Origin of the sequence: Mucilaginibacter sp., assembly GCF_039207105.1 — a bacterium.
In the GTDB taxonomy this organism is placed as follows: domain Bacteria; phylum Bacteroidota; class Bacteroidia; order Sphingobacteriales; family Sphingobacteriaceae; genus Mucilaginibacter.
In genome coordinates, this window is record NZ_JBCECK010000042.1 from 1 (window position 1) to 24,664 (window position 24,664).

The window sequence follows — 24,664 nt, forward strand, 5'->3', positions numbered from 1 at the left end:
ATTTAAGGATTAAGAAGGATTTTAAAGATTTTGTCTGATTGGTATATTTTCAGTTGTTCTAAATAAATATCTCTAACTTTAATACGTCTATATCACTTCATTAATCTAAAACTATCGCTTTTAACCTATGTCTTTAAAATCTCCAAATGAGGTCAATACAATAACACATAAAATTATTGGTTGCGCCATGCAAGTTCACAATACATTAGGGAGTGGATTTCAGGAAATTATTTATCAAAGATCACTGGCGTTAGAGATGAAACTGGCAGGGCTAAAATTTGAAAGGGAAAAAGAAATACCAATATTTTACCGAAACGAGTTAATGGGTAATCGCAGAGTTGATTTCTTTGTGGAAGAATGTGTTATGCTGGAATTAAAGGCTGTTGAAACAATAAATGAATTACATAAAGCTCAAGCCATTAATTATTTAGAAGCTTATAACTTGTCAGACGGGTTATTAATAAATTTCGGAGGATTAAGCCTTGAGTTTAAACGAATGTATAATAAGAGGTTAATTAATGTACAAACTAACAAATCTTAAAATCAACCTCAATTCAAATCCTGTAAATCTTTCTTAATCCTAAAATCGTGTCTAATAAGGATCAACATCAGGCTGTATAATACTGCCCTTACTTAATTTAGTGGTCTGAAATTCGACTATTATATCGCGAAGAATAGCTTTGGCCTTTACAATGGAGATTCCATCCTTCTCAAATTTGAGCATGATTGATTTAATATAATAATTACGGATGCGACTAATCAGCGGCGACTCCGGGCCGATCACCCTTTCGCCAAAATGGCGGCGCAATTCGTTAGCCAGATAATTAGCCTGATTGTATAAAACTTCGGGATCTTTATGTTTAATGTCCAGGTTAATGATACGGTAAAACGGCGGATACTTAAAACTTTTCCGCTCTTCCATTTCGGTAAAATACAGATCATTGTAATCGTTATTAATTACCTGTTTAATAACCCGATGATTAGGGTCATACGTTTGTATCACTACCTTGCCCTGTTTGCCCCGGCGGCCTGCCCTGCCGCTCACCTGGGCTAACATCTGGAAACTGCGTTCATTAGCCCGGTAATCCGGAAACTTCAGCATACTATCAGCATTGATAATACCAATGAGCGTGACATCAGCAAAATCGAGCCCTTTGGCTACCATTTGGGTTCCCACCAGTATATCTATCTTTTTTTCTTCCAGGTTGTTCAACATGGTTTGCAGCGAGTTCCGGGCGCGTGTGGTATCCAGATCCATACGGGTAATGCGGGCTTCGGGCAATAATAAACTCAGCTCATCCTCAATTTTCTCGGTGCCAAAGCCTTTATATTCTAAATGGGTTGATCCGCAAGCCGGACAAATAGAGGGTGAGTCCTCTTTATAACCGCAGTAGTGACAATGCAGCTTGCCACTACTTTTATGATATGTAAGGCTTACGTCACAATTAATACATTTAGGCGTGTAAGCGCATATTTTGCACATCAGTACCGGTGCATAGCCCCTGCGGTTCTGAAACAGGATCACCTGTTCTTTATTAACCAACGCCTGGTTAATGCCTTCCATCAGCACACTGGTAAAGTGCGATTGTATGGTTTTTTGTTTGGTTTCATGACTTATACTTACAACCTGCACTTCGGGCAACTGTACGCCTCCATAACGCTCCGTAAGTTCAGCAAAGCCATATTTACCATTACGGGCATTATAAAAACTTTCAAAAGATGGCGTAGCCGAACCCAATAATACCTTACCCTGGTGCGTGTTGGCTAAAAAGATAGCAGCATCACGGGCATTGTATCGAGGTGCCGGGTCAAATTGCTTATAGGATGTTTCATGCTCTTCATCAACTACAATAAGCCCCAGATCATTAAAGGGCAAAAACACGGATGATCGTGCACCTAATATTACCTTATAATCATTGTTTAATACCTTTTGCCAAACCTCTACCCGTTCATTATCATTAAAACGCGAATGGTAAACCCCGATATCGGAACCGAAATACATGCGCAGTCTTTCAATAATATGAGTGGTAAGGGCTATTTCAGGCAACAGGTAAAGCACCTGCCTGTCATTACGCATCATTTCTTCAATGAGGCGAATATACAGCTGCGTTTTCCCGGATGAGGTTACACCATGCAGCAATACCACATCTTTTTCCTGAAACTGCTTACGGATACTTTGAAGTGCTTCCGTTTGCTGTTCACTTAATTCAAAATTGCTGTTAAAATCTTCTTCCTCCTCAAAATGCAGACGGCTCACATTTTTTTCCTCAGCAATAAGGATCTCTTTTTCTATTAATGATTTGATGCTTGATTCGCCCGCGCCACTCTCCTCAATTAATTCATTTTTGGTGACGGCTTTCTGATGACGGGCCAGTTTAATATAAGCAAGCAACGCATCGGCTTGTTTGGGTGCCCGTTTTTCCAATATCGGGAAAAGCTCCCGCAAGTTTTCAGGATTATTATAAACCGGGTTAAGCGAAATAAAAGTGCGCTTGCGGGGTTTATAACGCTCGCTTACCTCTTCAGATATATGGATGATGTTTTTTTCAAACATCAATTTCAGGATAGGCATAACCGTTTTTTGGCCCAGCAGCTTGGCAATATCGCTTACTGTTAGCTCGGGTTGTATATCCAGCGCCTCTACAATCAGAAACTCTTTATCGTGCAGGGTTGAGCGGTCAATATCATAATCCTTATTCAGCACAATCCTGGCCTCGCTGGCCAGTTTCAAAGCAGCAGGAAGGGCCGCGTTCATCACCTCGCCAATGTTGCACATATAATAATCGGCCAGCCATTGCCAAAAATGCAGTTGCTGCAGCGTTACAACAGGGCGATCGTCCAGAATTTCGATTATATATTTAGCTTCATATTTTTCGGGCGCCAGCGAACTGATCTCCTTAACAATAGCTGTATACAATTTGCTTTTACCAAATTGCACAACCACCCTTTTACCTATGGCTATGGCTTCATTTTGCTCGTAGGGAACGCGATAAGTGTAGTTTTTTGAAATCGCGAGCGGCAAAATCACTTCAGCAAAAAGCGTTTTACGATCGGCATGTTCAATTTCAGCAAACTCTAACATGGATGAAATAAATTCTAAAAACTAAATGCTAAATCCTAATGGAAATTCTAAAAACTAAATTCTAAATCTTAAACTTCAAAAATCCGAAATCGAAATTCCGAAGTCCCAAATCAAAATTACTTATTCCGAAAGGCGGCAAGTGCCAGCGTAAACCAGCCTAAAATAAACAGTAAACCTCCTAATGGGGTAATTGGCCCCAGTGCTATAAGCCAGTTCCAGCCTAATATACTACGGCACGATAACAGGTATAGTGAACCTGAAAAAAACACGATACCAATAGTAAAAAAGTAGTAGGAAGCGGCTATTAATTTATTTTTAAACCTTGCAAAGGTTGATAGGAATAGCAAAGCAAATACGTGGTAAAAGTTATACTGTACAGCGGTGTGCCATACTTCGAGCTGACTTGGGGTTAATACGGCTTTTAAACCATGTGCGCCAAACGCACCGGTTATTACGGCCAGCATGCCTAAAACCGATGCTGTGATAATTATTTGTTTGTTCATGCAGATATAAAAAGCTAAGTTAACCAATTGAAAGTATTACTTTAATGCCGCAGGGTAAAATTCTATCTTTGTAAAGCAACCAGCTATGAAACGACTGATAGTTACTACCTTAATTTTGCTTGCCGCAGCTATAACAATAACGGTTGTTTATTTTAAAAATTTAACTCCGCCGGGAGTACGTACCAGTCAGGTAATGCGATCTATCCCCGGCAATGCGGCTGCGGTATTTGAATTTAATAACGAGAAAGGCTTTTATGATATTTTTAAAGGCAGCACACTCCTAACCGCCGTTGCCGGTAAAGAAAAGCTTGCCGCAATGGATACCGTGCGCAGGTTATTGCTGGCAGCCTCCCAGCTTGATCAATTTTTTGAGGGCCAAAATATATTTATATCTGTACATCCATCAAACAGTGATGACGTTAACTTACTCATAACTATTCCCGCTACAAACGATTTTAAGATTGATGATTTTACCAAATTAAATAAGCTACCGAATAGCGGCTTAACTATAACGCCCGTACAAAATACAGTTGGGTTAGAATATAACGTATTTGTTAAAAGCATTAACAAGCATTTTTACATCATTAAAAAAGATCATAATATTTTGACCGGCAGCTTTTCCAAAGAGCTTATTGACCAAAGTATATTATACCGCGACGATAAGAACCCGAATGTTTTTGTACCTCTGCCCGAACAACAAAATGCAAATTCGCTGGCCAATTTATATATCAATTACGCCCAACTGCAACCCCTGTTTGATCAGCTGTTCAAAAACAAAAATACCGACATTTTTAAAAGCTTTAAACTACTCCCCGCTTTGGCCGCTTTAAGTTTAAACTATAAAAATGATGCGCTCATGTTCAATGGTTTTACTACTATACAACATAACCACACTACCGGTTATCTGAATTTATTTGCGGCTCAGCAACCGGTGGCCAATCATTTAAAAGATATTTTTCCGGCAACTACTGCTTATAGTATCAACTTTGCTGTTTCTGACCCTCAAAAATTTTCAGCAGACCTGTCCCAGTGGCACATCAATGCAGGTATTGGCAATGAGAAGAATCAGTTATTCACTAAAATAAAAGCCGAAACCGGGTTGTTTTTAAAATCCGAATTTGAGCACTTGCTGGCTAATGAATTTGCTGTAGTTACTACCCGTTACCAGGAAAAGTATGCCATTGTTTCGGTTAAGGATGGCTCAAAGCTGTTACCAATCATGATGAATATCAGCACCATGACAAATGATAACATAGGACAGTTCAATTACGACAAACTTCCGTTTTATTTATTGGGCGATGCTTTCAGTATTTTCAGGAAGCCTTATTTTATGATTGTTGATAATTATCTTATTTTGGCTACAACAGCATCAGAATTAAAAAGTTATTCAGATACTTATTACAACCGCAAGTTCATAAGTAAGATAGACCAGTACAACCAGTTTGATGATCTGCTGGCCGAAAGAAGTAATGTTGCTTTTTTCATCAACTTTAAAAATTCCCAATCAATATTAAAAAGAGATCTGAAAGACACTTTTTTTAATGCATATGAAAACCAGGTACCCAGTTGGAAAAGCTATTATGCAGCGGCATATCAGTTTACCGCTTCAGATAAAAACTTTTATACCAATTTCTGCATGAGGCTTAATACTATAGATAGCACGACTGTAAAAAAGTAAAGTTTAATTAAGCATTTCACAAACTATATCCTGGTAATTACGTTAAAAGCAATTATTGGAATTTACAATATTTTTACTGATAACCGATTTTGAAACTTACCTTTAAGGCAATCACCAAAAGTGGGCAGGCTCGCTAAAATATTATATGAATAAAATTTTAATCATTTTTTGCTTCCTATGCTTCTCTTTATCGGTATCTGCTCAGCAGTTTTCACAATATAACACGAATACACTTTTTGACTCTTTTGAAAATCCATCTCAAAGATCATTTATACCAGACTCAAGCAGGCAATACGCATTTAATTTCCTGGTTCCTAACTTTGATATTAATAGCTATTTAACAGGCAATATGCAACAGGGCATTAAAACCCGGCTATTCTCTGAAAATGCTCTTTACAACACCAGTAAACTACAAATTGGGCAGAAGAAGTATAACCATTTCAATGCAAATGTTAATGCCTACTCCATCATGTTTAAAGCATTCACCAGTTTAAATGGTGATGTGGAGATGGGATTTTCAGCTCAAACCAAGGCCGAAAGCCGAGGCTATTTTTCAGACGAATCATTGGCTATTTTAAACGGGGTGTCAAAATTTCCTTTTAACAATTATGATAATGTATTTAATGATCATTATTCTTACCAGGCATATCACCAGTTGAGTTTTTCGTATCGCGAACGGATAAACAATAAGGTTGCTATAGGTTTTAAATTGAGTGCACTGCTGGGTATACAATATCAAAAAATTGATATCAATCAATCTGCTCTTAGTTTCAACAGGGATATTCCCAACAACCCCGCAGCCGATATTTACCTGCAGGGACGCTATTACGATAGTTATATCCCCGGGCAAATGACAGCTCATGATTATTTACCAACTTTCCGTAACCCTGGTGCAGCTATCACTTTAGGAGGCTCATACAAGACCGATGATCGTATAACTATACAGGCGAATGTTAAAGATCTTGGATTTATTCACTGGAGCAAACGGTCAAACATCTACGATTTTAATAATACAGAAACTATAAATGACATTTCATCAGCACATCGTGAAGATACTATTTACAACCACGTTCACAGATTGCTGAAGAACAATGGCATAATGCAATCATTCACAACGCCTATAAATGGCCGTGCTGAACTTAGTGCTACCAAAAGCTATTGGCTCGATGATAATAACCAGTTCAAATACTCCCCTACGCTTATAGCCTCAAAAGAATTATTTTTTGCTGGTTTTACCGGCGGGTTGGTAAATCATTTTCAATACAGAAACATCACAGCTACACTTACTGCCACTTATGATGATATGAAATTTGTCAACGTAGGCACGCAGTTTATGGTAAAATCGCCCAACATTGAATTTTTTATAGGAACAGACAGACTGGTTAATACCGGAAAGTTTGCATTAGCCGCCTTAGGGAGCGAAAATCAAATAAGCCAGTCAGACAAATATACCGGCGGCGACTTTTATTTAGGATTTGCCCTTAAGTTTGGGCGCGTAATTGAACACCCGATGAATGCCAGCTACATTCCTATGGGCGAAAAAGGCTTTTTTGGCCGTTTATTTGGCCGCCTATTTAAAACTAATAAATAGGTTACAAAGCTTTTTTTCCGGCAATAAAGTCTTTCAGGTAATAAGGTTCAAAATAAGCCACATCCTCAAATTCTTTTTTATTGAATTTTTCGGCTGCTTTTTGGGTAAGATAGGTTGCTGAATTAACAAATCCAGGTAAAAACTGAGCATTAGGATGGCTTCCTAATATGGCTTCGCATTTATCAGCCCCATCACCAAAAAATAAAATCTTTTGAGCGTTTAAAAACTCGTCAAAACTGTGTTCGTCAATAATGTCTGCCGCGGTAGCCCGCACCTTTAAACCTGCATGGTTAAACAAAGCACAATAAACCTCCATGCGTCGGGCATCTATCATTGGGCACAAAAGCGTATCCTTATCAACCAATATATCCTGATCATTTAAAACTCCATAAGCCATAGCCTCAAGTGTTTCAATGGCTATTAGCGGCTTGTTAAGGGCAAAACATAAACCTTTAGCGGTAGATACCCCAATACGCAACCCAGTATACGACCCCGGTCCACTACTAACGGCCACCGCATCTATATCGTCATACGTTATACCTGCCGTTTTAACTAATTCATCAATAAACAAGGTAATCACTTCGGCATGTATGTTACGCTCGTTTATTTGTTTAGAAGTAGAAATATGGCCATCAATAGCCAGCGCTACTGAACAGGACGTGGTTGCCGTTTCAATTTGTAAAATAACACTCATCTTTTTAGTATTGAGTTATAAGGTTTGAGTTATGAGTATTGAGGCTTGGATACTTATGATCTATCACTCTAAACTCATGACTCAGAACTTAAATCAGGGTACCGGATCATGACCGTGGCCGCCCCAGGGATGACAGCTGGCAATTCGTTTCAAAGTTAACCATCCGCCTTTAAATGCACCATGTTTTTTTATAGCTTCAACACCGTATTGGGAACAGGTTGGCGTATATCGGCAAGAAGCGCCTGTAAGCGGCGAGATAAAATACTGATATATTTTTATCAGCAATATAAAAATGCTTCCCACAAGCGTTTTCAATATCCTGACCACAGCATTCATACTATTTAACCGGAATATTGCTTACAGCAGTTAATTGTCCGGCAAGTTGACCAAGCAGCTTCAGCATTTTTTTTTCAATTACGCTGTAAGGTTCAATTTCTTTACCGATATACCCTATTGACAGCACAATTTTTTTATCGGCTGTTTGTAGTAAATTATAAAGATTTTGTTGCTTGTGCAATCTGTATGATTCGCGCATGCACCTTTTTATTAAATTACGGTCAACAGCATGTTTATAACGCCTTTTAGGAACCGAAAATAAAACTTGTACAGGGTAAGATTGCGGCTCAGGATTGTACAGCCACGAAGCTTTAAAGGGATAACATAAAAAAGAAGAGCCGTTATGAAAAAGCTTATCAATAAGCCTTTTATTACATAACCGTTCTTCTTTTTTAAAAGTATACATAGTTGCCATTTTTGAACCGGACATTAACAGATAAACGGTCCATGTCCCTTATGCCAGGACCAAGCAACCAGGATTATGCTTTGTGACGACCCTCGTCAGAAACTGTTAATCTTTTTCTGCCTTTAGCTCTTCTGGCTGCCAATACTCTTCTACCGTTAGCAGTAGACATACGCTCACGGAAACCGTGTTTATTTCTTCTTTTTCTTTGAGAAGGCTGGAAAGTTCTTTTCATGACTATATATTTATTCTATTTCGATCGTTTTAAAAACAAGAGCGCAAATGTAGTAATATTTTAAAACATTTCAAATACTAATTTAATATTTGCCACTCTATGTTTCTTGAGTAAATTACGTGTTTTAAATCGGCATTATGAAATCATTAACTATCCTGTTTCTAATATACTTACCATCAATAGTTTTCGGGCAGGATGCACCGGTTAAACATTATAAAATATATAATACATTAACACAAAAGCCGACATCAATTGCTGACATTATTGACAAAAGCAGCCAGGCCGATGTGTTATTTTTTGGCGAAGAGCACAATGATTCAACCGGCCATAACCTGGAATACGCGTTATTTAAAAGCCTTACAGAAAAATATGCAGGACAGGCCGCGCTTTCGATGGAAATGTTCCAGACCGATTGCCAATTGGTACTAAACGAATACCTGAGTGATGCTATTCGCGAAAAAAACCTGATCAGCGATGCCCGCGCCTGGCCAAACTATACCGATTATCGGCCATTGGTTGAACTGGCCAAACTTAACCATCTGCCTGTCATAGCCGCAAATGCTCCTACCCGATATACCAATATGGTAACCCGCAATGGGTTGGCAAGTCTGCAACAATTGAGCGCGCAAGCCAAAAGCTATATAGCTCCCCTACCCATTGACACAGCTACCGGGGCTTATTATGATAAATTTGTAAAAACAATGGGAGGCCATGAAGCCATCATGGGTATGCAGATATATCAATCGCAAAACCTTTGGGATGCAACTATGGCATGGTCAATAGCGCAATTCTTAAAAAGTCATCCTAAGTTTAAAATACTGCAACTAAACGGTGGTTTTCATAGTGAAGAAAAACTGGGAGCAGTGCCCAACTAAAAAAGTACGCCCCCAATGCAAGGATACTAACCATAGCAGCTTATGCCGATGATAGTTTTACAAACCCGGACTGGAGTAAATTCAAACAAATGGCCGACTACGTTATTTTAACCGATACCAAGACAGAAGATCAACAATAATTGGTTACCGGTGGCGTGGAGCGGGGTTCCTGGTCAGCTTTTCACCATACCTCTCAAAATCCGCTCCACGCACCAGGTTATGCTTTTTTAGCTAACAGATCTCGTATCTGGGTCAATAAAACTTCTTCCTTGGTTGGAGCCGGTTCTGCAGCCGGTGCAGCCTCTTCTGGTTTTTTGAGCGAATTTATTGCTTTAACAACCATAAAAATACAAAAGGCAATGATCAGGAATTCGATCACAGTATTAATAAAGTTTCCGTAGGTAATAGCAACTTCTGCTACCTTATTAGCTGCATCAGCCGGCTTTATCACAATTTTAAGATTTTTAAAATCAATGCCCCCGGTTAAATAGCCAATTGGCGGCATGATAACATCGTTCACTAACGAAGTAACTATTTTGCCGAAAGCAGCACCAATGATAACACCTACTGCCAGATCAACAACGTTGCCGCGCATGGCGAATTCCTTAAACTCTTTGATTATTGCCATAATGATAGATTTTGTTTATTGAAAGGTAACGGATTAAAAAGATTTTGGTTTACCTAAATATAGCTAATATATCCTGAGGTTGTAAAAAAGTAACTGATAAAATTTCAGTACTTTCAAACAAATTAATTTTTTTAATATTTAATAGCATTGTTCATATGCCATAAGATATTTTAAAGTTAATGGTAATTGATGTATTTTTGAACACATCGTAATTATGCTTAAACAGAATCTTCAACAAAAACTATTACAAAAGCTCTCACCACAGCAAATACAATTTATAAAATTGCTGCAGGTACCTACAGTTTCTCTTGATACGCGTATAAAAGAGGAACTTGAAGAAAATCCCGCACTTGAAGATTTAAGCCTTACTAACTTAAGCGAACCTGAAGAACAATACCCTGACCGTGACCCCGACGAAGACAATTACAATAACGACGAGGAAAAAAGCGAGATGGATGAGTTCAATATTGATGATTACCTGCAGGAAGATAATGTAAACGACTACGGATCGCGCTATGACCAAAACGGCGATGATGAGGATGAACGTAAAGAAATACCTATTGCCGTACAGAATTCATTTTTTGAAAGCCTGCAACTGCAACTGGATCTTTTGCCGTTAAGTGATAAGGATTTTAAAATAGGCCAGCAAATAATTGGCAGCCTGGATGATGATGGCTATCTGCGCCGCCCCATCATGTCATTAACCGACGATCTCGCTTTTTCGCAAAACGTAATGGCTGAGGATGAAGAAGTTGAAGATATGCTGAAAGTGATCCAAAGTTTTGATCCCGCTGGTGTTGGCGCACGCAGTCTGCAGGAATGCTTGCTGATACAGCTTCGTAAAAAAGATAGTAACGACCCGATCATCGCTAAAGCCATCATTGTTGTTGAACAATATTTGGACGAGTTTACCCGCAAGCATTATGACAAGCTTGAAAAATCATTAAACATGAATTCAGATGAGCTGCGGGCTGTTATTAATGAGATATTAAAGCTGAATCCCAAACCAGGCGATTCCAACGAACTAAACACCAAGCAGCTACAAGTTATACCTGATTTTCACATTACTAATAATGATGGTACACTTATACTTACTTTAAATTCTAAAAACGCGCCCGAACTCCGTGTAAGCCGCTCATACCAGGAAATGTTTCAGCATTATGACAAGGCTGCGCAAAGAGACAAGAAGTTAAAGGAAGCCGTACAGTTTGTAAAACAAAAGCTCGACTCGGCCAAATGGTTTATCGATGCTATTAAGCAGCGCCAGCAAACTTTGCTAAAAACCATGAATGCCATTATGCAATATCAATATGAGTTTTTTTTAACGGGCGATGATAAAAACCTGAAGCCCATGATTCTGAAAGATATTGCCGACAGGATAAACATGGATATTTCAACCGTATCGCGGGTAGCCAACTCTAAATATGTGCAAACTGAGTTTGGCACTTTCCTGCTAAAATCATTTTTCTCTGAAGCTATACAAACCGAGAGTGGCGAGGAGGTATCAAACAAAGAGGTTAAAAAAATTCTGGAAGAGCATATAGGTAAGGAAGACAAACGCCATCCGCTGGCCGATGAAAAGCTGACTGATATTTTAAAAGATGCCGGCTACAACATCGCCCGCCGCACCGTAGCCAAATACCGAGAACAAATGAACATTCCGGTAGCAAGGCTCAGAAGGGAGCTGTAGTCTCCCAGACTCCTAAAGGGGTAGTTTTGGATGTGCAGATTTAAGATATGCAAATGACCTTATTAAAGAAAAAGTCCTGTTTCATGAAACAGGACTTTTTTTATTTTTTATAACCTGCGCCCCTAAAGCTTCCCTTTTAGGGGGCCGGAGCTAAAACGCATGCTGCGCATCTGTTTCAGCATCAATAATACCTGATCTGGCACCTAAAAATGAGCGACAAGCATTATTTTCTGGCTTTACAACTAATATAATGAAACTTACCAACTAAGGCAAGGCACTGCCTGGTACCTATTTGAATGCTTTAGCCAGGGTTTCCAATTCCATGTTGGCCATTTGTAATTTATAATTGAGTTCTTTGTTTTCTTTACGGAGGGTGTAAATTTCTATGGCATTTTGAATGTGGATACGCAGTTCGTCATTTTGCCAGGGCTTTACGAGGTATTTATAAACCTGCCCACGGTTTATGGCATCAATAACCGCGTTAATGTCAGAAAATCCGGTTAATAAAATCCTGATGGTATCTGGGTAAATGTTTAAAATCGATTCCAGAAATTCAATGCCCGTAGTTACCGGCATGCGCTGGTCGGTAATAATAACACCAACTTCATAACCATCTAAAATTTTTCGGCCTTCCGCGGCGCTGCTGGCCGTATAAATATTAAAATCGCGTCTAAAAGCTGCTTTAAAGCTATTCAGATTATTTATCTCGTCATCAACATACAACACTCCTACTGGCATAAAGAATCACTTTAGTAACGGTTATTAAATATATAAACTGGTTTCAAAAGTAAATTTATACAAAGTTTAATTTACTGCACATTTTTATTATCATTAAACCATCATATCCTTATTACAATTTCACTATGAAATACCTACTAATAATGACCTGTTTAATATGGCAAAGTGCTATTGCTTTTGCATATAATACAGATACCCTTACCATAAATACTCATGAATCCAATTTATTAACTAACCAATATTTTAAAGAACTGGAAGATTCACGCAGCAATGTTTTATCTATAAATCAAGTTTTCAACAGTAACAAATTTCATAGTATCCAGCATCAATTAACTGTTTTACAGTACTCAAAGCCATCAACCTGGTTAAAATTCAGCCTAAAAAACAATACTACAGATTCTTCCCTCATCATCAATGCAGGCTCGGCTATAATTGATCAATTTGACCTGTATTATATTGATCATAAATCCACAGTGCTCAAGCATCTGGCCCCGGAGTATTCACCTGGTTACGCTATTGCTCAGAATAACACGTTTATAAGTATTCCAATTGCATCGGGTACATCTAACACCTTCTATTTGCATGTTAAAAGTATTGCTTCAACCACTGTAGCTATTAAAGTTTACAGCACATCGGCATTTTTTAAAAAGCGTGATCTTGAAAATATAATCGTCGGCGTTATGGCAGGTGTGTTTGTTATCATGGCTTTGTACAACCTCTTACTTTTTTTCATCGTAGGCGACCGTAGTTATCTTTACTACGTTTGTTATATAACCTTTTTTGGATTAGCTCAGATTTTAAAAAGAGGATATGGCGGAAACCTGTTTACTGCCAATATTACTGTTATCAATAATTATGTTATTCCCTTAGTGAGGGCATCAATCGGGCTTTCCATACTTCTTTTTATCAGTGAGTTTTTGCAGGTTAAACAAAATTTAAAACAATTACACAAGTACTACCTGCTGTTATATATACCCTATTTTTTCGCATTTGCGGCTATTTTGTTAGGCAAAGCAGCCATTGCTTATACATTGATAACGGCAAGTTTGTCTTTTACAGCAACCAGCCTGCTTGTTATTGGTGCTTATTTGTATTTCAAGGGCTTTAAGCCTGCCAAATTTTTCATGCTGGGCTGGGGATTTTTTTTATTAAGCATACTTGTTTCTGTTATGCTCAATAAAGGGTATGTACCCTATAATAATTTCACAGCCGATATTGTAGTTTACTGCTCTTTTTTTGAATTGATATTGTTTTCGGCGGCATTGGCAGAAAAAATAAACTTTTACAGGCAGCTAAAAAACGAATCGCAAAGTTTTGCATTGAGTGTAGCTCAGGAAAATGAACGTTTAATAACCGAGCAAAATATCATACTTGAAAACAAGGTAAAAGAGCGCACAAATGAGCTGATCAATACCAATAAAAACCTGTCAGTATCAATAGATCATCTTACGGCCACACAAAAACAATTGGCTAATAATGAAAAAATGGCTTCATTAGGCCAGCTCACTGCCGGTGTGGCTCATGAAATTAATAACCCAATTAATTTTGTAAGTTCAAATATAAGCCCGCTCCGGCTTGATTTTAATGAGCTGATCCTGCTGTTGAATAAATATGATGAGGCTATCAAAAACCCCGGCAGACCAGACTTATTACAGGAGCTTGATGAATACAAAAGAAAGGTAGATCCTGATTTTATCAAAGAGGAAATAACCATTTTATTGAACGGGATTGAAGATGGGGCTAACCGCACGGCTGAGATTGTTAACAGCCTGCGCACCTTTAGCAGTACCGACGAGCAGGTTTTAAAAACAGAAGACATCAATAAATCGATCCTGAATAATCTGCTTATTTTACGCAGCACCATCCCCTATTACATCGAAATAAAACCAGTATTTGATAAGCTCCAACCATTAAACTGCTATCCGGGCAAGATCAGTCAGCTTATTATTAACCTTATCAACAACAGTATTTATGCCATTAAGGCAAAGGCAGCACACACTTCTGAAAGCATTATGATCATCACTAAAGATCTTCCTGATCATATTTCTATCGAAATTACCGACACCGGCATAGGTATGAGCGACGCCACCAAGCAGCGAATATTTGAACCTTTTTTTACAACCAAAGGTATTGGTGAGGGTACAGGATTGGGCCTGTCTATCGTATTTGGCATTATAGAAAAACACGAGGGCAGCATCGAAGTTATATCTTCAGTGGGTAATGGCGCCAGTTTTATAGTACAGCTCCCCAAAAATTTAACCTGATAGTTTATCCCGGGCTTAAAAGAATTTTTCAGGGTTTGGTACCAGGTTCAGGAACGACTCAAAGTTCTCCTCGTAATGTGATTGATCAAGTTTGTAATAAAAAGCGCCTTTTTTTGATGATAGCTTATCCTTTTCGGGTAGTTTTACCAATAAGCCAGTTGATAACAGTTTACGGCTGAAGTTGCGGTCATCAAATTTGGTTTGATAAACACCTTCATATAAGGCTTGTAACTGCGGGATGGTAAATTTTTCAGGCAATAACTGAAACAATAACGGGTGCAGCGCGGCTTTATAGCGTAACTGGCGCAGAGCAAGCCTTACCATTTCGGCATGGTCAAATATCAGATCAGGCATTTCGTTGAGCAAAAACCATTCGGGATGATACTCTTCACTTAATTGTTTTTCGTATTGATGAATATCAATCAGGGCAAAATATGCTATAGAGAGGGTTCTTTCTACCGGGTCACGATCAGGGCGGCCAAATACATGAAACTGCTCCATGTATACATTTTTAAGCCCCGTACGTAATTCCAGTATCCGGTTAGCGGCATCATCCGGCGATTCTGTTGGCTGTATAAAACCACCCATCAAACTCCATTTATTTTTTTCAGGTTCAAGGCCGCGTTGTACAACCAGCAGTTTTATTTTAAAGCCATCAAAGCCAAAAATGATACAATCAGTCGCCACTAAAATGCGCGTTTCTCCGCTATACTTCTGCATAATTGGGGTTAAGTTTATTTACAAGTGTAAAAATAATTATGGAATTATTTAGTGTTATACAGACAACTATTTTTAAAACAGAATTTGCAAACTTATCTAACTAACCCTTTTGCCCTGTAGCAGCATATCCATAGCATCATGAAGTGAACCGGCCCTGATCACTTCGCCCGAGTTAACAAAGAATATCTCATCAGCATTTTCAATAGTGTTTAGGCGGTGCGCTATAATAACTCTTGTAGTGGTATCGGGCAGCTTATTCAATATATCACTCAATAATTGCTCGGTAATGGTATCAATATTAGCTGTAGCTTCATCAAGTATAAGTATTTCCGGGTTACGCAATACGGCTCTCATAAAAGCAATCAGTTGCTTTTGCCCCAGGCTTATACTATCGCCGCTCGATAGTACTTCCGTATCCAATCCGGCTTCAAAAATGGCCAGCAGACTACCTAAATTGGCATCTATAATTACCTTCTCCAGTTCTTCGTTGGTGTGATTTAAGTAAAGGTCATTGCCATACAAAATGTTCTCCTTAACAGTTCCGGTAAACAGAAAAGGCTCCTGCAAAATAAAGCCTATTTTTTTAGTTCGTTCTTCAGCGCTGTAAGTTCGGATGTCCTTACCATCAAGCAGAACCAAACCTTTTGATGGATCATACAACCGGGCAATTAATGATGCTGTGGTTGTTTTACCGCCACCTGTAGGGCCAACCAGGGCATAGGTTTTACCCCGCTCGAGTGTAAAGCTGATATTATGTAGTATCTCCCTGTCTTCTGTATAACAAAAATGCACATTCCTGAATTCCAACAATGCACAATCCATCTCGGTTATGCCTGCCTGCAGTTGCGGCAAATCTGTCTCCAAAGATAATATCTGCGATATCCTGTCCCAACCGGCCATAGCCAATTGAAAGTTTGTCCACAATGCAGCCAGTTGTCTTAAAGGGTTATAAAACAAGGTAGAGTACGACAAATAACTCACCAGCAAACCTAAAGAAAACCGACCTGTACTTATTAAATAAATACCGAATGTAAGCACTATCAACTGCGCTATGCTGGCAAAAAAACCATAAACGGGCACAAATATATTATTAGCCAAACCCGAGCCAATGGCTGTTTTATAATTGTCTCTATTAGCGGTATCAAAGCGTTTCCTGAAATAATCGCGGCGGTTAAAGGCGATGATCACTTTAAAGTTATTGAGGCTCTCCTGTATCTCGGCACTCATGCCACCCACACTTTTCAGGTTAAGCGCGTTTTTCCTTTTGATCCAGGGCGATAAAGCCAACGTGAGTATAAGGATAATAACCGCCGGCGAAAGCGTAGCAGCGCCCAGCTCAATGTTGATCAGGATTAAAAATACACCCGCACCAACCATAGTTGATATATTGCCAATAAACTGCATTAACGATTGAGAAAAAAACTGATTAAGCTTATCCGTATCATTGTTTACTCTCGATATCAAATCCCCCGCCTTGTTCTGATTAAAAAAGCCTACGGGTAATTGCTGCAACTTGTTAAATATAGAGTTACGAAGGGTAAACAGCATACGCTGGCCTACTCCACCCATTAGCTTGGTTTGTTTATTGCTGGTAAACAACGCCGTAAGGAACATACAAAGCAAAAGAATCGCGTTATGCAATACCCCGGTAAAGTCCTTGTGTTGTACATACCGATCAATAGTGTGCCCTATAATAAGCGGCCCAAGCAGGTTAAGGGTTGAGTTGACCAGTATGGCTACTAAAGCGATGATGAGCGTGCGCTTTTCATGTGCTATCAACTGTATCAACTTTCTGAGACCACCAAAGGTTGATGTTTTTTGCTGTTCCTGGCCCAGCTTATTCAAATCATAATTCATTGACGCGTATTTTTAGTGAGCAAGGCCCTGTTCGTAATTACTGGTACTTTGCTGCGAATTAAATATCTGTACATAATCGGTACTGGTATGCATCAGTTCGTCATGTACGCCCCGGGCCACAATTTCACCCTGCATCAGCAGAATGATCTGGTCGTAATGCTCAACGGAGGCTATTTTTTGCGTAACAGATATCAGCGTTAAGCCCGGATAATTTTTTTGAATATTGGTGAGTATCTTTTTTTCGGTATGGTTATCAACCCTGGCAGTAAAATCATCCAACAATAATACATTAGGGTTTACAGCCAATGCCCGGGCCAGCATAATACGTTGTTTTTGTCCGCCGGAAAGGCTTGAACCCCGCTCAGATACTATTGTATTTAGATGATCAGGCAGACTATCTATAAAATCCCTCAACTCTGCGGTATCAATAGCTTTCTGTAATGATTCGTCAGTAACCGTATCGCTAAAAGCAATGTTTTCGCGGATACTCATGTTAAAAATAATACTGTCCTGAAAAACAAAACCAACCTGGCTATGAAAGGCTTCGCTATTGTAAGCTCCGATACTGCGGTCATCATATAGCACCTCTCCCGAACTTGGGTTAATCAAATTCGTAAGCAAATAAAGCAATTGCGTTTTACCGGCAGCCGTTGGCCCTATCACCGCGATCTTTGCTCCGGCGGCTACTTTTAATGATACATTTTTAAGCGCTGGCTTTTGCCCGTAAAAAAGGGATACCTCTTTAAGTTCAACATCACCGCGCAGGTTTTCTGTTAAAGTACCAGTTTCGGCCACGTCGGGTGCATTTAAAACCGTGCTGATTCGGGCAAATGATGCTGAAGCCTGCGCGATCAGGTTGCTCATAAATCCTAATATGAATATCGGGAATATCAGAAGCGAAAGATAGCTATTAAAAGCCGCAAAGCTTCCCAAAGTCATACTGCCGCTGATCACGAAATGACCACCCATCACTAAAATGGTTAATGAGGCCATGTTAGCGGTAAAGGTTACGATGGGTATAAGCCCCGCGAAAAAGCCCAGTATCCGTAAGCCATATTGCTTAGCTTCTGTATTAGCCAGCAAAAACTTATTGTATTCCAGTTGCTGCGAGTTAATTACCCGGATAAGCGCGGCTCCCAGTATGCTTTCATTAATTACCTTATTCAACTGGTCAATAACGCCACGGCTCTTGATAAATAAGGCCCGCACATTTTTCAGCACATAAAAAAATGTACCACCTATAATAGGTATAATAGCAATTACAGCCGAAGCCAGCTTCCAGTTGATGGTAAACAACAATATACTTGCACCTATAATGATAAATAACGACGATACGATAGATACCAGGGCCTGCGATACAAATAGCTTGATAGAATCAACATCGGCAGTAAGGTTTGTTAATAGTTTTGCCGGGTTAGCCTGCTCAATAAAAGCATGGCTTTGACGGGATATCTTATCAGAAAGTCTTGATCGCAGATCACGTGCAACCCGTTCAGATGCGTAAGTTTGAATAATAGTTTGCAGGTAACTAAAAATAAAGATCACCACTACAGCTATCGAGAACTTTTTGATAATATCATTCAAAACAAAATGCTGCTGCGCGTAATCATCAATACCACTGGCAATTACTTTAGGCAACCACAAATTCACTCCATTACTTAATAAGGCAAATAATAAAAGTAAAGTAACCAACCCTGTGTAAGGTTTTAACAAGCTAAATACGCCAGGCGGTTTTTTGCTGTTTTTTTTAAGATCTTGTGTTTGCATATTTCTCTTCTATCAGGATTGATAAGAATATCCTTACCAAATTACGCTTTATTATGATGACGATTAAGTAATTAAAACATTTTCTACACAGAGTAAAATATTTAAGCAATAAGCAAAATACTACCAAACTGAAACATAATTTCAAATATATTACTATTTGGTAACAAATAAAACTATTTGGAAATAATTTTTTATTTTTACAACCAAACAGGAATAAATGAAACCCATAGTTGAGTTAGTACAGGAATGGTCGGCTTTTGAAGAGGCCAGCTCCGATCATAGCGTAGAAGCATTTTGCAGGTATTACCTTCAAAAACAACGGCCTAAACCCAAAACTCCAGGTAAAGCTGGCGAACGCATCATGAATGGCGCTCATTTACTTAAAACTATGGGCCGTATTTTAAGTGCCTATTCCCTCTACTTCCGGGCAGCAGTTAATCATATAGATGCCCCTCCGGCCGAAAGTTTTTACTATCTGAATAGCTTGCTTAATCTGGGTGAAGTTCGCAAAAGCGATCTCATCAACCACATGTTTGCCGAAACAACCACCGGCATGGAAGTGATCAACCGGCTGATACGCGAGCAAAAGGTTAGCGAACGCACCTCTCCCGATGATAAGCGCGCCAAGCTGATCACCATCACTGATAAAGGACTAAAAGCTTTGGATGAGTACTACAAGGTATCTGGCAAAGTAGTAGAAATGACTTTTAAAGGTATTGACGACGATGTAATTATGGATTGCTTTGAGATGCTTAAATATTGCGAGCAACGCAACTCAACCGTGGCCATTGAGGTAAAAAACAAACCTTTTGACCAAATGTACGATCAGGTGATGGCCGATAGATCCTGAAGTTTTAAACAAAGAACTTAGCTGCCGGGAAATAATAATAAATTAGCTACAAATACTTTGTTACTATGATCGCACCATTTGATCCCGAAGCGGCTTATATTTTAGAGGATGACAGGGTATTGCTAAGACCCTTACAAAGCACCGACCTTAAAAACCTATTACCCTTTGCCATCAACGAACCCGATACCTGGAAATATTCACAAACCAGCCCTAAAGGCAATGATGGCATGCGCATTTATATAGATGCGGCATTAAGGGCTCGCGACGAAGGGAAAGAGTATCCTTTCATTGTTTACGATAAGACAACCAAAGCCTACGCCGGTTGTACCCGTTTTTATGATATACAAGTAGCCTATGAAACATTGCAGTTAGGTTATACCTGGTATGGCGAAAAATTCAGGGGTACCGGCCTTAATAAACACTGCAAATATTTATTGCTTCAATTTGCCTTTGAAAATTTGGATATGAAACGGGTTGAGTTCAGGGCTGATGCACGAAACGACCTTAGCATTGCCGCCATGAAAAGCATTGGCTGCACCGTAGAGGGTATACTCCGGAGCCACATGCCGCTCAGAGAAGGAGGTCGCCGCGACTCTATTATATTGAGTATTTTACAACCCGAGTGGCAAAATGGTGCCAAAGAAGCACTGAAGGCCAAACTGTAAATTGTACTTTTAAAGTCATTAAACAATAAATGGCACAATTGATGGGTGTTTATGCGTGCCATACTGGTAACAAATATATTCTTGCAGCATCTATATCCTAAAATTATACTGTTTGGAAACTATACTCAACATCACCAATCTGAGCAAAACGTATCAAAGTGCAGGCCGCACGCTTACTGTGCTCAGCGATATAAACTTCACCATTGTAACAGGCTCAACCAATGCCATTGTAGGCCCGTCAGGCAGTGGCAAAACAACGCTGCTGGGCTTGTGCGCCGGGCTTGATCGTTCAAGTTCGGGCTCTGTACAATTGAACAATATCAACCTCAGTAATTTAACCGAAGATCAACGCGCGCAGGTTCGTAACCAGCATGTTGGTTTTATATTTCAAAACTTTCAGTTGCTCCCAACCCTTACAGCATTAGAGAATGTAATGGTTCCGCTGGAGCTGCGCAACGAAAAAAACATTAAGGCTAAAGCCCTCGACCTGCTGGATAAAGTTGGTTTAGCCGAACGAGGCCACCACTACCCTTCGCAACTATCGGGCGGCGAACAGCAGCGGGTATCATTAGCCAGAGCTTTTTCAAACGCGCCTAAAATTTTATTTGCCGATGAACCTACCGGTAATCTGGATGCCGAAACCAGCGAAAAGGTAGTAAAGCTGATATTTGACCTCAATAAAGAGGCAGGTACCACACTGGTACTGGTAACGCATGATCTGGATCTGGCAGCTAAAACCCAGCGTATTATCAGGATAAAAGGCGGAAAACTAATAGCCGACGAAAAAACAATTAACGGATAGGTCTGCTATGGAAACCAACACTGTTAATTACCATCGAAAAATAAACTTCCGCTGGCTGCTTAACATGGCTTGGCGCGATAGCCGTAAAAACCACTCCCGACTATTCCTCTTTATATCGGCCATTGTATTTGGTATAGCCGCGCTGGTGGCTATTTATTCGTTCAAATACAATGTACAAAATGATATTAATGGCCAGGCAGCTACATTGATAGGGGCCGATCTATCTATATCGGGAAATAAGCTACCAACCGGTTCGCTCAAACAATTGCTTGATTCTTTGGGCGATGAACGATCACAGGAACGCAGCTTTGCTTCTATGGCCTATTTCCCAAAAAGTAAAGATACCCGGTTGGTACAGGTACGTGCACTGCAAGGCGGTTTCCCCTACTATGGCGCTATAGAGACAACACCTGTAGAAGCCGGAACTTCCTTTAAAAAAGGCAAGATGGCCCTGGTTGATAAAACCCTGATGCTGCAGTTTAACGTCCACCTCGGCGATTCCATAAAAATTGGGAATAGTCAGTTTTTAATCACCGGCATTTTAAATCGGGCTCCGGGCCAAAGCGGTGTGGTAGCCGGCATTGCTCCGGTGGTTTATATACCCATGCAGTACCTTGCGCAAACCGGGCTTTTAAAAATAGGCAGCCGGGTTAATTATAGCTTCTTTTATAAGTACCGCAAGCCTGTAAATATGGACAGGCTCACCAAAAAAATTGACCCAACTTTGGACAAAGCAGGCATGCGGTATGAAACCGTTGAAGGCCGTAAAGAAAATACCGGTCGTAACTTCGGCGACCTGAGCAAGTTTTTATCATTAGTAGGTTTTGTTGCTTTGCTGCTGGGTTGTGTTGGTGTAGCCAGCGCGGTACATATTTATGTTCGCGAAAAAATTGCCTCCATAGCTATTATGCGATGCCTGGGTGTTAAATCAGCCGAGGCATTTTTAATATACCTGATACAAATAGTGGGCATCGGGCTCATTGGTTCGGTTATTGGAGCAGTTTTGGGTACAGCCATACAACACTTACTGCCCTTGTTGTTTAAAGATTTTTTGCCATTCGCCATATCGGTTCAAATATCGTGGATGGCTATTGGGCAGGGCATTTTACTGGGTGTTATCATTTCCCTGCTCTTCGCTATGTTGCCGCTCATATCTATCCGTAATATATCGCCGTTAAATACGCTGCGCATGTCTTTTGATACGGTAAATCCTTCGCGCGATCCATTGCGCTGGTTGGTGTATTTACTGATTACCCTATTTATTATATGCTTTACCTATTTACAGCTAAATAGCTGGCTGGGCAGCCTGTTTTTCACCCTGGGCATACTGGCCGCATTTATGATACTGGCCGCCGTAGCCTGGTTGTTAATGCGGGTAATGAAACTGCTCATTAACGATTCATGGAGTTATCTATGGCGACAAGGCTTTGCCAACTTGTACCGCCCCAATAACCAAACCCTTATCCTGATGGTTTCTATCGGGTTAAGTACCATGTTTATATGTATCCTGTTTTTTATACAGAGCATATTGATCGGTCAGGTTAGTTTATCGGCCAGCGGCAATCAGTCAAACATGATATTGTTTGATATACAGAATAGTCAGAAAGATTCTGTTGCCAATTTAGCCCGCAAGCAGGGTTTACCCATATTGCAGCAAGTACCTATTGTAACCCTGCGTATTGAACAAATCAATAGCATAACCGCAGCCGACCTGCAAAAAGATTCGACCATTAAAATATCACATGGTGTTTTTGCCTACGAGTACCGGGTAACCTTCCGCGATTCACTTTCAGAATCAGAAAAACTAACAGACGGCACCTGGATTGGCAAAGCGCAACCCGGAAAAGATGTGCCGGTATCTGTTGAAGAAAACCTGGCCAAACGTGCTAATCTCAAAATTGGTGATAAAATAGTATTCAACGTACAGGGCGTGCAAATGCCAACGCATGTGAGTAGCATTCGCAAGGTTAACTGGGGTAAGGTACAAACCAATTTTCAGGTAGTTTTCCCGACCGGGGTGCTGGAAGATGCACCACAATTTCAAGTACTGCTCACCCATGTACCCTCCAACAAAGTATCAGCGACTTTTCAGCGGGCAGTGGTGCGGAACTTCCCCAATGTATCTATTATTGATCTCGGCCTTATTTTAAGTGTACTCGATGAACTGCTGAGCAAAATAAGCTATGTAATACGTTTTATGAGCGCCTTTAGTATTTTAACGGGTGTAGTGGTGCTTATTGCTTCGTTGCGCATCAGCAAGTACCAGCGCATACAGGAGAGTGTTTTACTGCGTACCCTGGGTGCCAGCCGAAAACAGATATTGGTGATCACCGCACTGGAGTATTTATTTTTAGGTAGTTTATCGGCACTTACCGGTATAGCCATTGCCTTTGGCGGCAGCTGGCTATTAGCCAAGTATAGTTTTGAGGTACCCTATACGGTAAGTTATTTACCGGCCCTGATTTTATTTTTTATAATATCCATACTAACTGTTATCATTGGCTTGTTAAATAGCAGGGGAATTTTAAATAAACCACCGCTTGAAATATTAAGAACCAACGCTTAATTATATGCATCAAATCAGGTTAGCCATTATATTATTCGCATCTATTGTACTGGCCTCATGTGGCGAAAACAAGAAGCCCGCCAATGGGGAGACATCGCAAAGTGCCACAACCGAAACTAAAGCTGATTCATCCTCAAAAAAGATAGCTTTGTTTTTTGGTGATAGCATTACCGCCGGGTATGGGCTGGATGATCCGTCTGAAGCATTTCCGGGGGTTATTAAGAATAAGATAGACTCATTAAAGCTGCCCTACAAAGTGATTAATGCCGGCCTCAGCGGCGAAACCACTGCCGGAGGCAACGGCCGCATTGATTGGTTGCTAAAACAAAAGTTTGATGTTTTTATACTGGAACTTGGTGCTAATGATGGTTTGCGTGGTATACCTGCGACAGAAACCACTAAAAACCTGCAAAGCATTATTGACAAGGTTAAAGCCAAATACCCTCAAGCTAAAATAGTACTGTTGGGTATGCAGGTTCCGCCAAATATGGGTGCCGATTATACCAATAAATTTAAGGCGGTGTTTCCGGCACTCGCAGCAAAAAACAATATTCCGTTGGTGCCTTTCCTTTTACAGGGAGTGGGTGGCGTACCCGAACTAAACCAGGGCGATGGTATACACCCTACAGCCAAAGGTGCTAAAATTGTGGCCGAAAATGTATGGAAGATTTTAGAAGGAGTATTGTAATATACTCCTTCTAAAGTTCTTCTTATCTTACC

The 24,664-nt window shown here is 40.0% G+C and carries 22 protein-coding genes; 11 read left to right on the forward strand and 11 right to left on the reverse strand.

Annotation, left to right across the window (positions count from 1 at the left end):
* The first annotated feature begins 127 nt into the window (after positions 1–127).
* Positions 128–541 (forward strand): GxxExxY protein, encoded by a 414-nt coding sequence (locus AAGC65_RS10885; protein WP_343112475.1) that lies wholly within the window; start codon positions 128–130, stop codon positions 539–541.
* 51 nt (positions 542–592) lie between these two features.
* Here the strand turns inward: AAGC65_RS10885 and priA are convergent, their stop codons facing one another.
* Both priA and AAGC65_RS10895 read right to left on the reverse strand, forming a co-directional pair.
* Positions 593–3,082 carry a primosomal protein N' gene (gene priA, locus AAGC65_RS10890; RefSeq protein WP_343112476.1) on the reverse strand — a complete coding sequence of 830 codons (2,490 nt, stop codon included), beginning with the start codon at positions 3,080–3,082 and terminating at the stop codon, positions 593–595.
* Positions 3,083–3,198: 116 nt separating this feature from the next.
* A complete protein-coding gene (locus tag AAGC65_RS10895; RefSeq protein ID WP_343112477.1) occupies positions 3,199–3,585 on the reverse strand; it encodes a DUF423 domain-containing protein in 387 nt (128 codons plus the stop codon).
* Positions 3,586–3,670: 85 nt separating this feature from the next.
* Here AAGC65_RS10895 and AAGC65_RS10900 point away from each other — a divergent pair, with 85 nt between their 5' ends.
* Positions 3,671–5,263 (forward strand): hypothetical protein, encoded by a 1,593-nt coding sequence (locus AAGC65_RS10900; protein WP_343112478.1) that lies wholly within the window; start codon positions 3,671–3,673, stop codon positions 5,261–5,263.
* Between the two features lie 145 nt (positions 5,264–5,408).
* Positions 5,409–6,854: a DUF5723 family protein gene (locus AAGC65_RS10905; protein ID WP_343112479.1), complete on the forward strand. Its 1,446-nt coding sequence runs from the start codon at positions 5,409–5,411 to the stop codon at positions 6,852–6,854.
* A 1-nt stretch (position 6,855) separates the two neighbouring features.
* Here AAGC65_RS10905 and tsaB read toward each other — a convergent pair whose 3' ends face one another.
* The 4 genes from tsaB to rpmH all read right to left on the reverse strand — a co-directional run bounded on the left by tsaB (position 6,856) and on the right by rpmH (position 8,522).
* Entirely contained in the window at positions 6,856–7,548 is a 693-nt protein-coding gene (gene tsaB, locus AAGC65_RS10910) for a tRNA (adenosine(37)-N6)-threonylcarbamoyltransferase complex dimerization subunit type 1 TsaB (RefSeq protein ID WP_343112480.1), read from the reverse strand.
* 93 nt (positions 7,549–7,641) lie between these two features.
* Positions 7,642–7,884 (reverse strand): membrane protein insertion efficiency factor YidD, encoded by a 243-nt coding sequence (yidD, locus tag AAGC65_RS10915; RefSeq protein ID WP_343112481.1) that lies wholly within the window; start codon positions 7,882–7,884, stop codon positions 7,642–7,644.
* 1 nt (position 7,885) lies between these two features.
* On the reverse strand, positions 7,886–8,290 hold the full coding sequence (locus tag AAGC65_RS10920) for a ribonuclease P protein component (protein WP_343112482.1): 405 nt from the start codon (positions 8,288–8,290) through the stop codon (positions 7,886–7,888).
* Between the two features lie 73 nt (positions 8,291–8,363).
* Entirely contained in the window at positions 8,364–8,522 is a 159-nt protein-coding gene (rpmH, locus tag AAGC65_RS10925; protein ID WP_083878950.1) for a 50S ribosomal protein L34, read from the reverse strand.
* A gap of 137 nt (positions 8,523–8,659) precedes the next feature.
* Between rpmH and AAGC65_RS10930 the strand changes: the two genes are divergently transcribed.
* Positions 8,660–9,397, forward strand: coding sequence for a ChaN family lipoprotein (locus tag AAGC65_RS10930; RefSeq protein ID WP_343112483.1), 738 nt, complete (start codon positions 8,660–8,662; stop codon positions 9,395–9,397).
* Between the two features lie 217 nt (positions 9,398–9,614).
* Here the strand turns inward: AAGC65_RS10930 and mscL are convergent, their stop codons facing one another.
* Positions 9,615–10,025 carry a large-conductance mechanosensitive channel protein MscL gene (gene mscL / locus AAGC65_RS10935; RefSeq protein ID WP_343112484.1) on the reverse strand — a complete coding sequence of 137 codons (411 nt, stop codon included), beginning with the start codon at positions 10,023–10,025 and terminating at the stop codon, positions 9,615–9,617.
* Between the two features lie 214 nt (positions 10,026–10,239).
* Between mscL and rpoN the strand changes: the two genes are divergently transcribed.
* Positions 10,240–11,715, forward strand: a complete 1,476-nt coding sequence (gene rpoN, locus AAGC65_RS10940; RefSeq protein ID WP_343112485.1) for an RNA polymerase factor sigma-54 — start codon at positions 10,240–10,242, stop codon at positions 11,713–11,715.
* Between the two features lie 288 nt (positions 11,716–12,003).
* On the opposite strand, the gene AAGC65_RS10945 is transcribed toward rpoN, so the two are convergent.
* Positions 12,004–12,453 (reverse strand): response regulator, encoded by a 450-nt coding sequence (locus AAGC65_RS10945; RefSeq protein WP_343112486.1) that lies wholly within the window; start codon positions 12,451–12,453, stop codon positions 12,004–12,006.
* Positions 12,454–12,578: 125 nt separating this feature from the next.
* Between AAGC65_RS10945 and AAGC65_RS10950 the strand changes: the two genes are divergently transcribed.
* Positions 12,579–14,717 (forward strand): 7TM diverse intracellular signaling domain-containing protein, encoded by a 2,139-nt coding sequence (locus tag AAGC65_RS10950; RefSeq protein WP_343112487.1) that lies wholly within the window; start codon positions 12,579–12,581, stop codon positions 14,715–14,717.
* Positions 14,718–14,732: 15 nt separating this feature from the next.
* On the opposite strand, the gene AAGC65_RS10955 is transcribed toward AAGC65_RS10950, so the two are convergent.
* The 3 genes from AAGC65_RS10955 to AAGC65_RS10965 form a co-directional block, all read right to left on the reverse strand.
* Positions 14,733–15,437, reverse strand: a complete 705-nt coding sequence (locus tag AAGC65_RS10955) for an NrtR DNA-binding winged helix domain-containing protein (protein WP_343112488.1) — start codon at positions 15,435–15,437, stop codon at positions 14,733–14,735.
* 96 nt (positions 15,438–15,533) lie between these two features.
* The gene (locus AAGC65_RS10960; RefSeq protein ID WP_343112489.1) at positions 15,534–17,294 is read right to left on the reverse strand and encodes an ABC transporter ATP-binding protein; all 1,761 of its coding nucleotides are present in this window, start codon (positions 17,292–17,294) and stop codon (positions 15,534–15,536) included.
* A 12-nt stretch (positions 17,295–17,306) separates the two neighbouring features.
* Positions 17,307–19,061: an ABC transporter ATP-binding protein gene (locus tag AAGC65_RS10965; protein ID WP_343112490.1), complete on the reverse strand. Its 1,755-nt coding sequence runs from the start codon at positions 19,059–19,061 to the stop codon at positions 17,307–17,309.
* 217 nt (positions 19,062–19,278) lie between these two features.
* Between AAGC65_RS10965 and AAGC65_RS10970 the strand changes: the two genes are divergently transcribed.
* The 5 genes from AAGC65_RS10970 (at position 19,279) to AAGC65_RS10990 (ending at position 24,632) form a co-directional block, all read left to right on the forward strand.
* Positions 19,279–19,911 (forward strand): MarR family winged helix-turn-helix transcriptional regulator, encoded by a 633-nt coding sequence (locus AAGC65_RS10970; RefSeq protein WP_343112491.1) that lies wholly within the window; start codon positions 19,279–19,281, stop codon positions 19,909–19,911.
* Between the two features lie 65 nt (positions 19,912–19,976).
* The gene (locus AAGC65_RS10975; RefSeq protein WP_343112492.1) at positions 19,977–20,576 is read left to right on the forward strand and encodes a GNAT family N-acetyltransferase; all 600 of its coding nucleotides are present in this window, start codon (positions 19,977–19,979) and stop codon (positions 20,574–20,576) included.
* Between the two features lie 112 nt (positions 20,577–20,688).
* The gene (locus AAGC65_RS10980; RefSeq protein WP_343112493.1) at positions 20,689–21,378 is read left to right on the forward strand and encodes an ABC transporter ATP-binding protein; all 690 of its coding nucleotides are present in this window, start codon (positions 20,689–20,691) and stop codon (positions 21,376–21,378) included.
* Positions 21,379–21,385: 7 nt separating this feature from the next.
* Entirely contained in the window at positions 21,386–23,944 is a 2,559-nt protein-coding gene (locus AAGC65_RS10985) for an FtsX-like permease family protein (protein ID WP_343112494.1), read from the forward strand.
* Between the two features lie 4 nt (positions 23,945–23,948).
* Complete coding sequence (locus tag AAGC65_RS10990; protein WP_343112495.1) at positions 23,949–24,632, forward strand: arylesterase; 684 nt, start codon at positions 23,949–23,951, stop codon at positions 24,630–24,632.
* The last annotated feature ends 32 nt before the right edge of the window (positions 24,633–24,664 follow it).

Excerpts from the sequence above, each read along its gene's own strand:
- AAGC65_RS10985 (WP_343112494.1), top strand. The coding sequence starts at position 21,386 with ATGGAAACCAACACTGTTAATTACCATCGAAAAATAAACTTCCGCTGG.
- tsaB (WP_343112480.1), bottom strand. The coding sequence starts at position 7,548 with ATGAGTGTTATTTTACAAATTGAAACGGCAACCACGTCCTGTTCAGTA.
- AAGC65_RS10950 (WP_343112487.1), top strand. The coding sequence starts at position 12,579 with ATGAAATACCTACTAATAATGACCTGTTTAATATGGCAAAGTGCTATT.
- AAGC65_RS10965 (WP_343112490.1), bottom strand. The coding sequence starts at position 19,061 with ATGCAAACACAAGATCTTAAAAAAAACAGCAAAAAACCGCCTGGCGTA.
- AAGC65_RS10960 (WP_343112489.1), bottom strand. The coding sequence starts at position 17,294 with ATGAATTATGATTTGAATAAGCTGGGCCAGGAACAGCAAAAAACATCA.
- priA (WP_343112476.1), bottom strand. The coding sequence starts at position 3,082 with ATGTTAGAGTTTGCTGAAATTGAACATGCCGATCGTAAAACGCTTTTT.
- yidD (WP_343112481.1), bottom strand. The coding sequence starts at position 7,884 with ATGAATGCTGTGGTCAGGATATTGAAAACGCTTGTGGGAAGCATTTTT.
- rpoN (WP_343112485.1), top strand. The coding sequence starts at position 10,240 with ATGCTTAAACAGAATCTTCAACAAAAACTATTACAAAAGCTCTCACCA.
- AAGC65_RS10930 (WP_343112483.1), top strand. The coding sequence starts at position 8,660 with ATGAAATCATTAACTATCCTGTTTCTAATATACTTACCATCAATAGTT.
- AAGC65_RS10955 (WP_343112488.1), bottom strand. The coding sequence starts at position 15,437 with ATGCAGAAGTATAGCGGAGAAACGCGCATTTTAGTGGCGACTGATTGT.
- mscL (WP_343112484.1), bottom strand. The coding sequence starts at position 10,025 with ATGGCAATAATCAAAGAGTTTAAGGAATTCGCCATGCGCGGCAACGTT.
- AAGC65_RS10970 (WP_343112491.1), top strand. The coding sequence starts at position 19,279 with ATGAAACCCATAGTTGAGTTAGTACAGGAATGGTCGGCTTTTGAAGAG.
- AAGC65_RS10900 (WP_343112478.1), top strand. The coding sequence starts at position 3,671 with ATGAAACGACTGATAGTTACTACCTTAATTTTGCTTGCCGCAGCTATA.
- AAGC65_RS10905 (WP_343112479.1), top strand. The coding sequence starts at position 5,409 with ATGAATAAAATTTTAATCATTTTTTGCTTCCTATGCTTCTCTTTATCG.
- AAGC65_RS10885 (WP_343112475.1), top strand. The coding sequence starts at position 128 with ATGTCTTTAAAATCTCCAAATGAGGTCAATACAATAACACATAAAATT.
- AAGC65_RS10945 (WP_343112486.1), bottom strand. The coding sequence starts at position 12,453 with ATGCCAGTAGGAGTGTTGTATGTTGATGACGAGATAAATAATCTGAAT.
- AAGC65_RS10975 (WP_343112492.1), top strand. The coding sequence starts at position 19,977 with ATGATCGCACCATTTGATCCCGAAGCGGCTTATATTTTAGAGGATGAC.
- AAGC65_RS10990 (WP_343112495.1), top strand. The coding sequence starts at position 23,949 with ATGCATCAAATCAGGTTAGCCATTATATTATTCGCATCTATTGTACTG.
- rpmH (WP_083878950.1), bottom strand. The coding sequence starts at position 8,522 with ATGAAAAGAACTTTCCAGCCTTCTCAAAGAAAAAGAAGAAATAAACAC.
- AAGC65_RS10920 (WP_343112482.1), bottom strand. The coding sequence starts at position 8,290 with ATGTATACTTTTAAAAAAGAAGAACGGTTATGTAATAAAAGGCTTATT.
- AAGC65_RS10895 (WP_343112477.1), bottom strand. The coding sequence starts at position 3,585 with ATGAACAAACAAATAATTATCACAGCATCGGTTTTAGGCATGCTGGCC.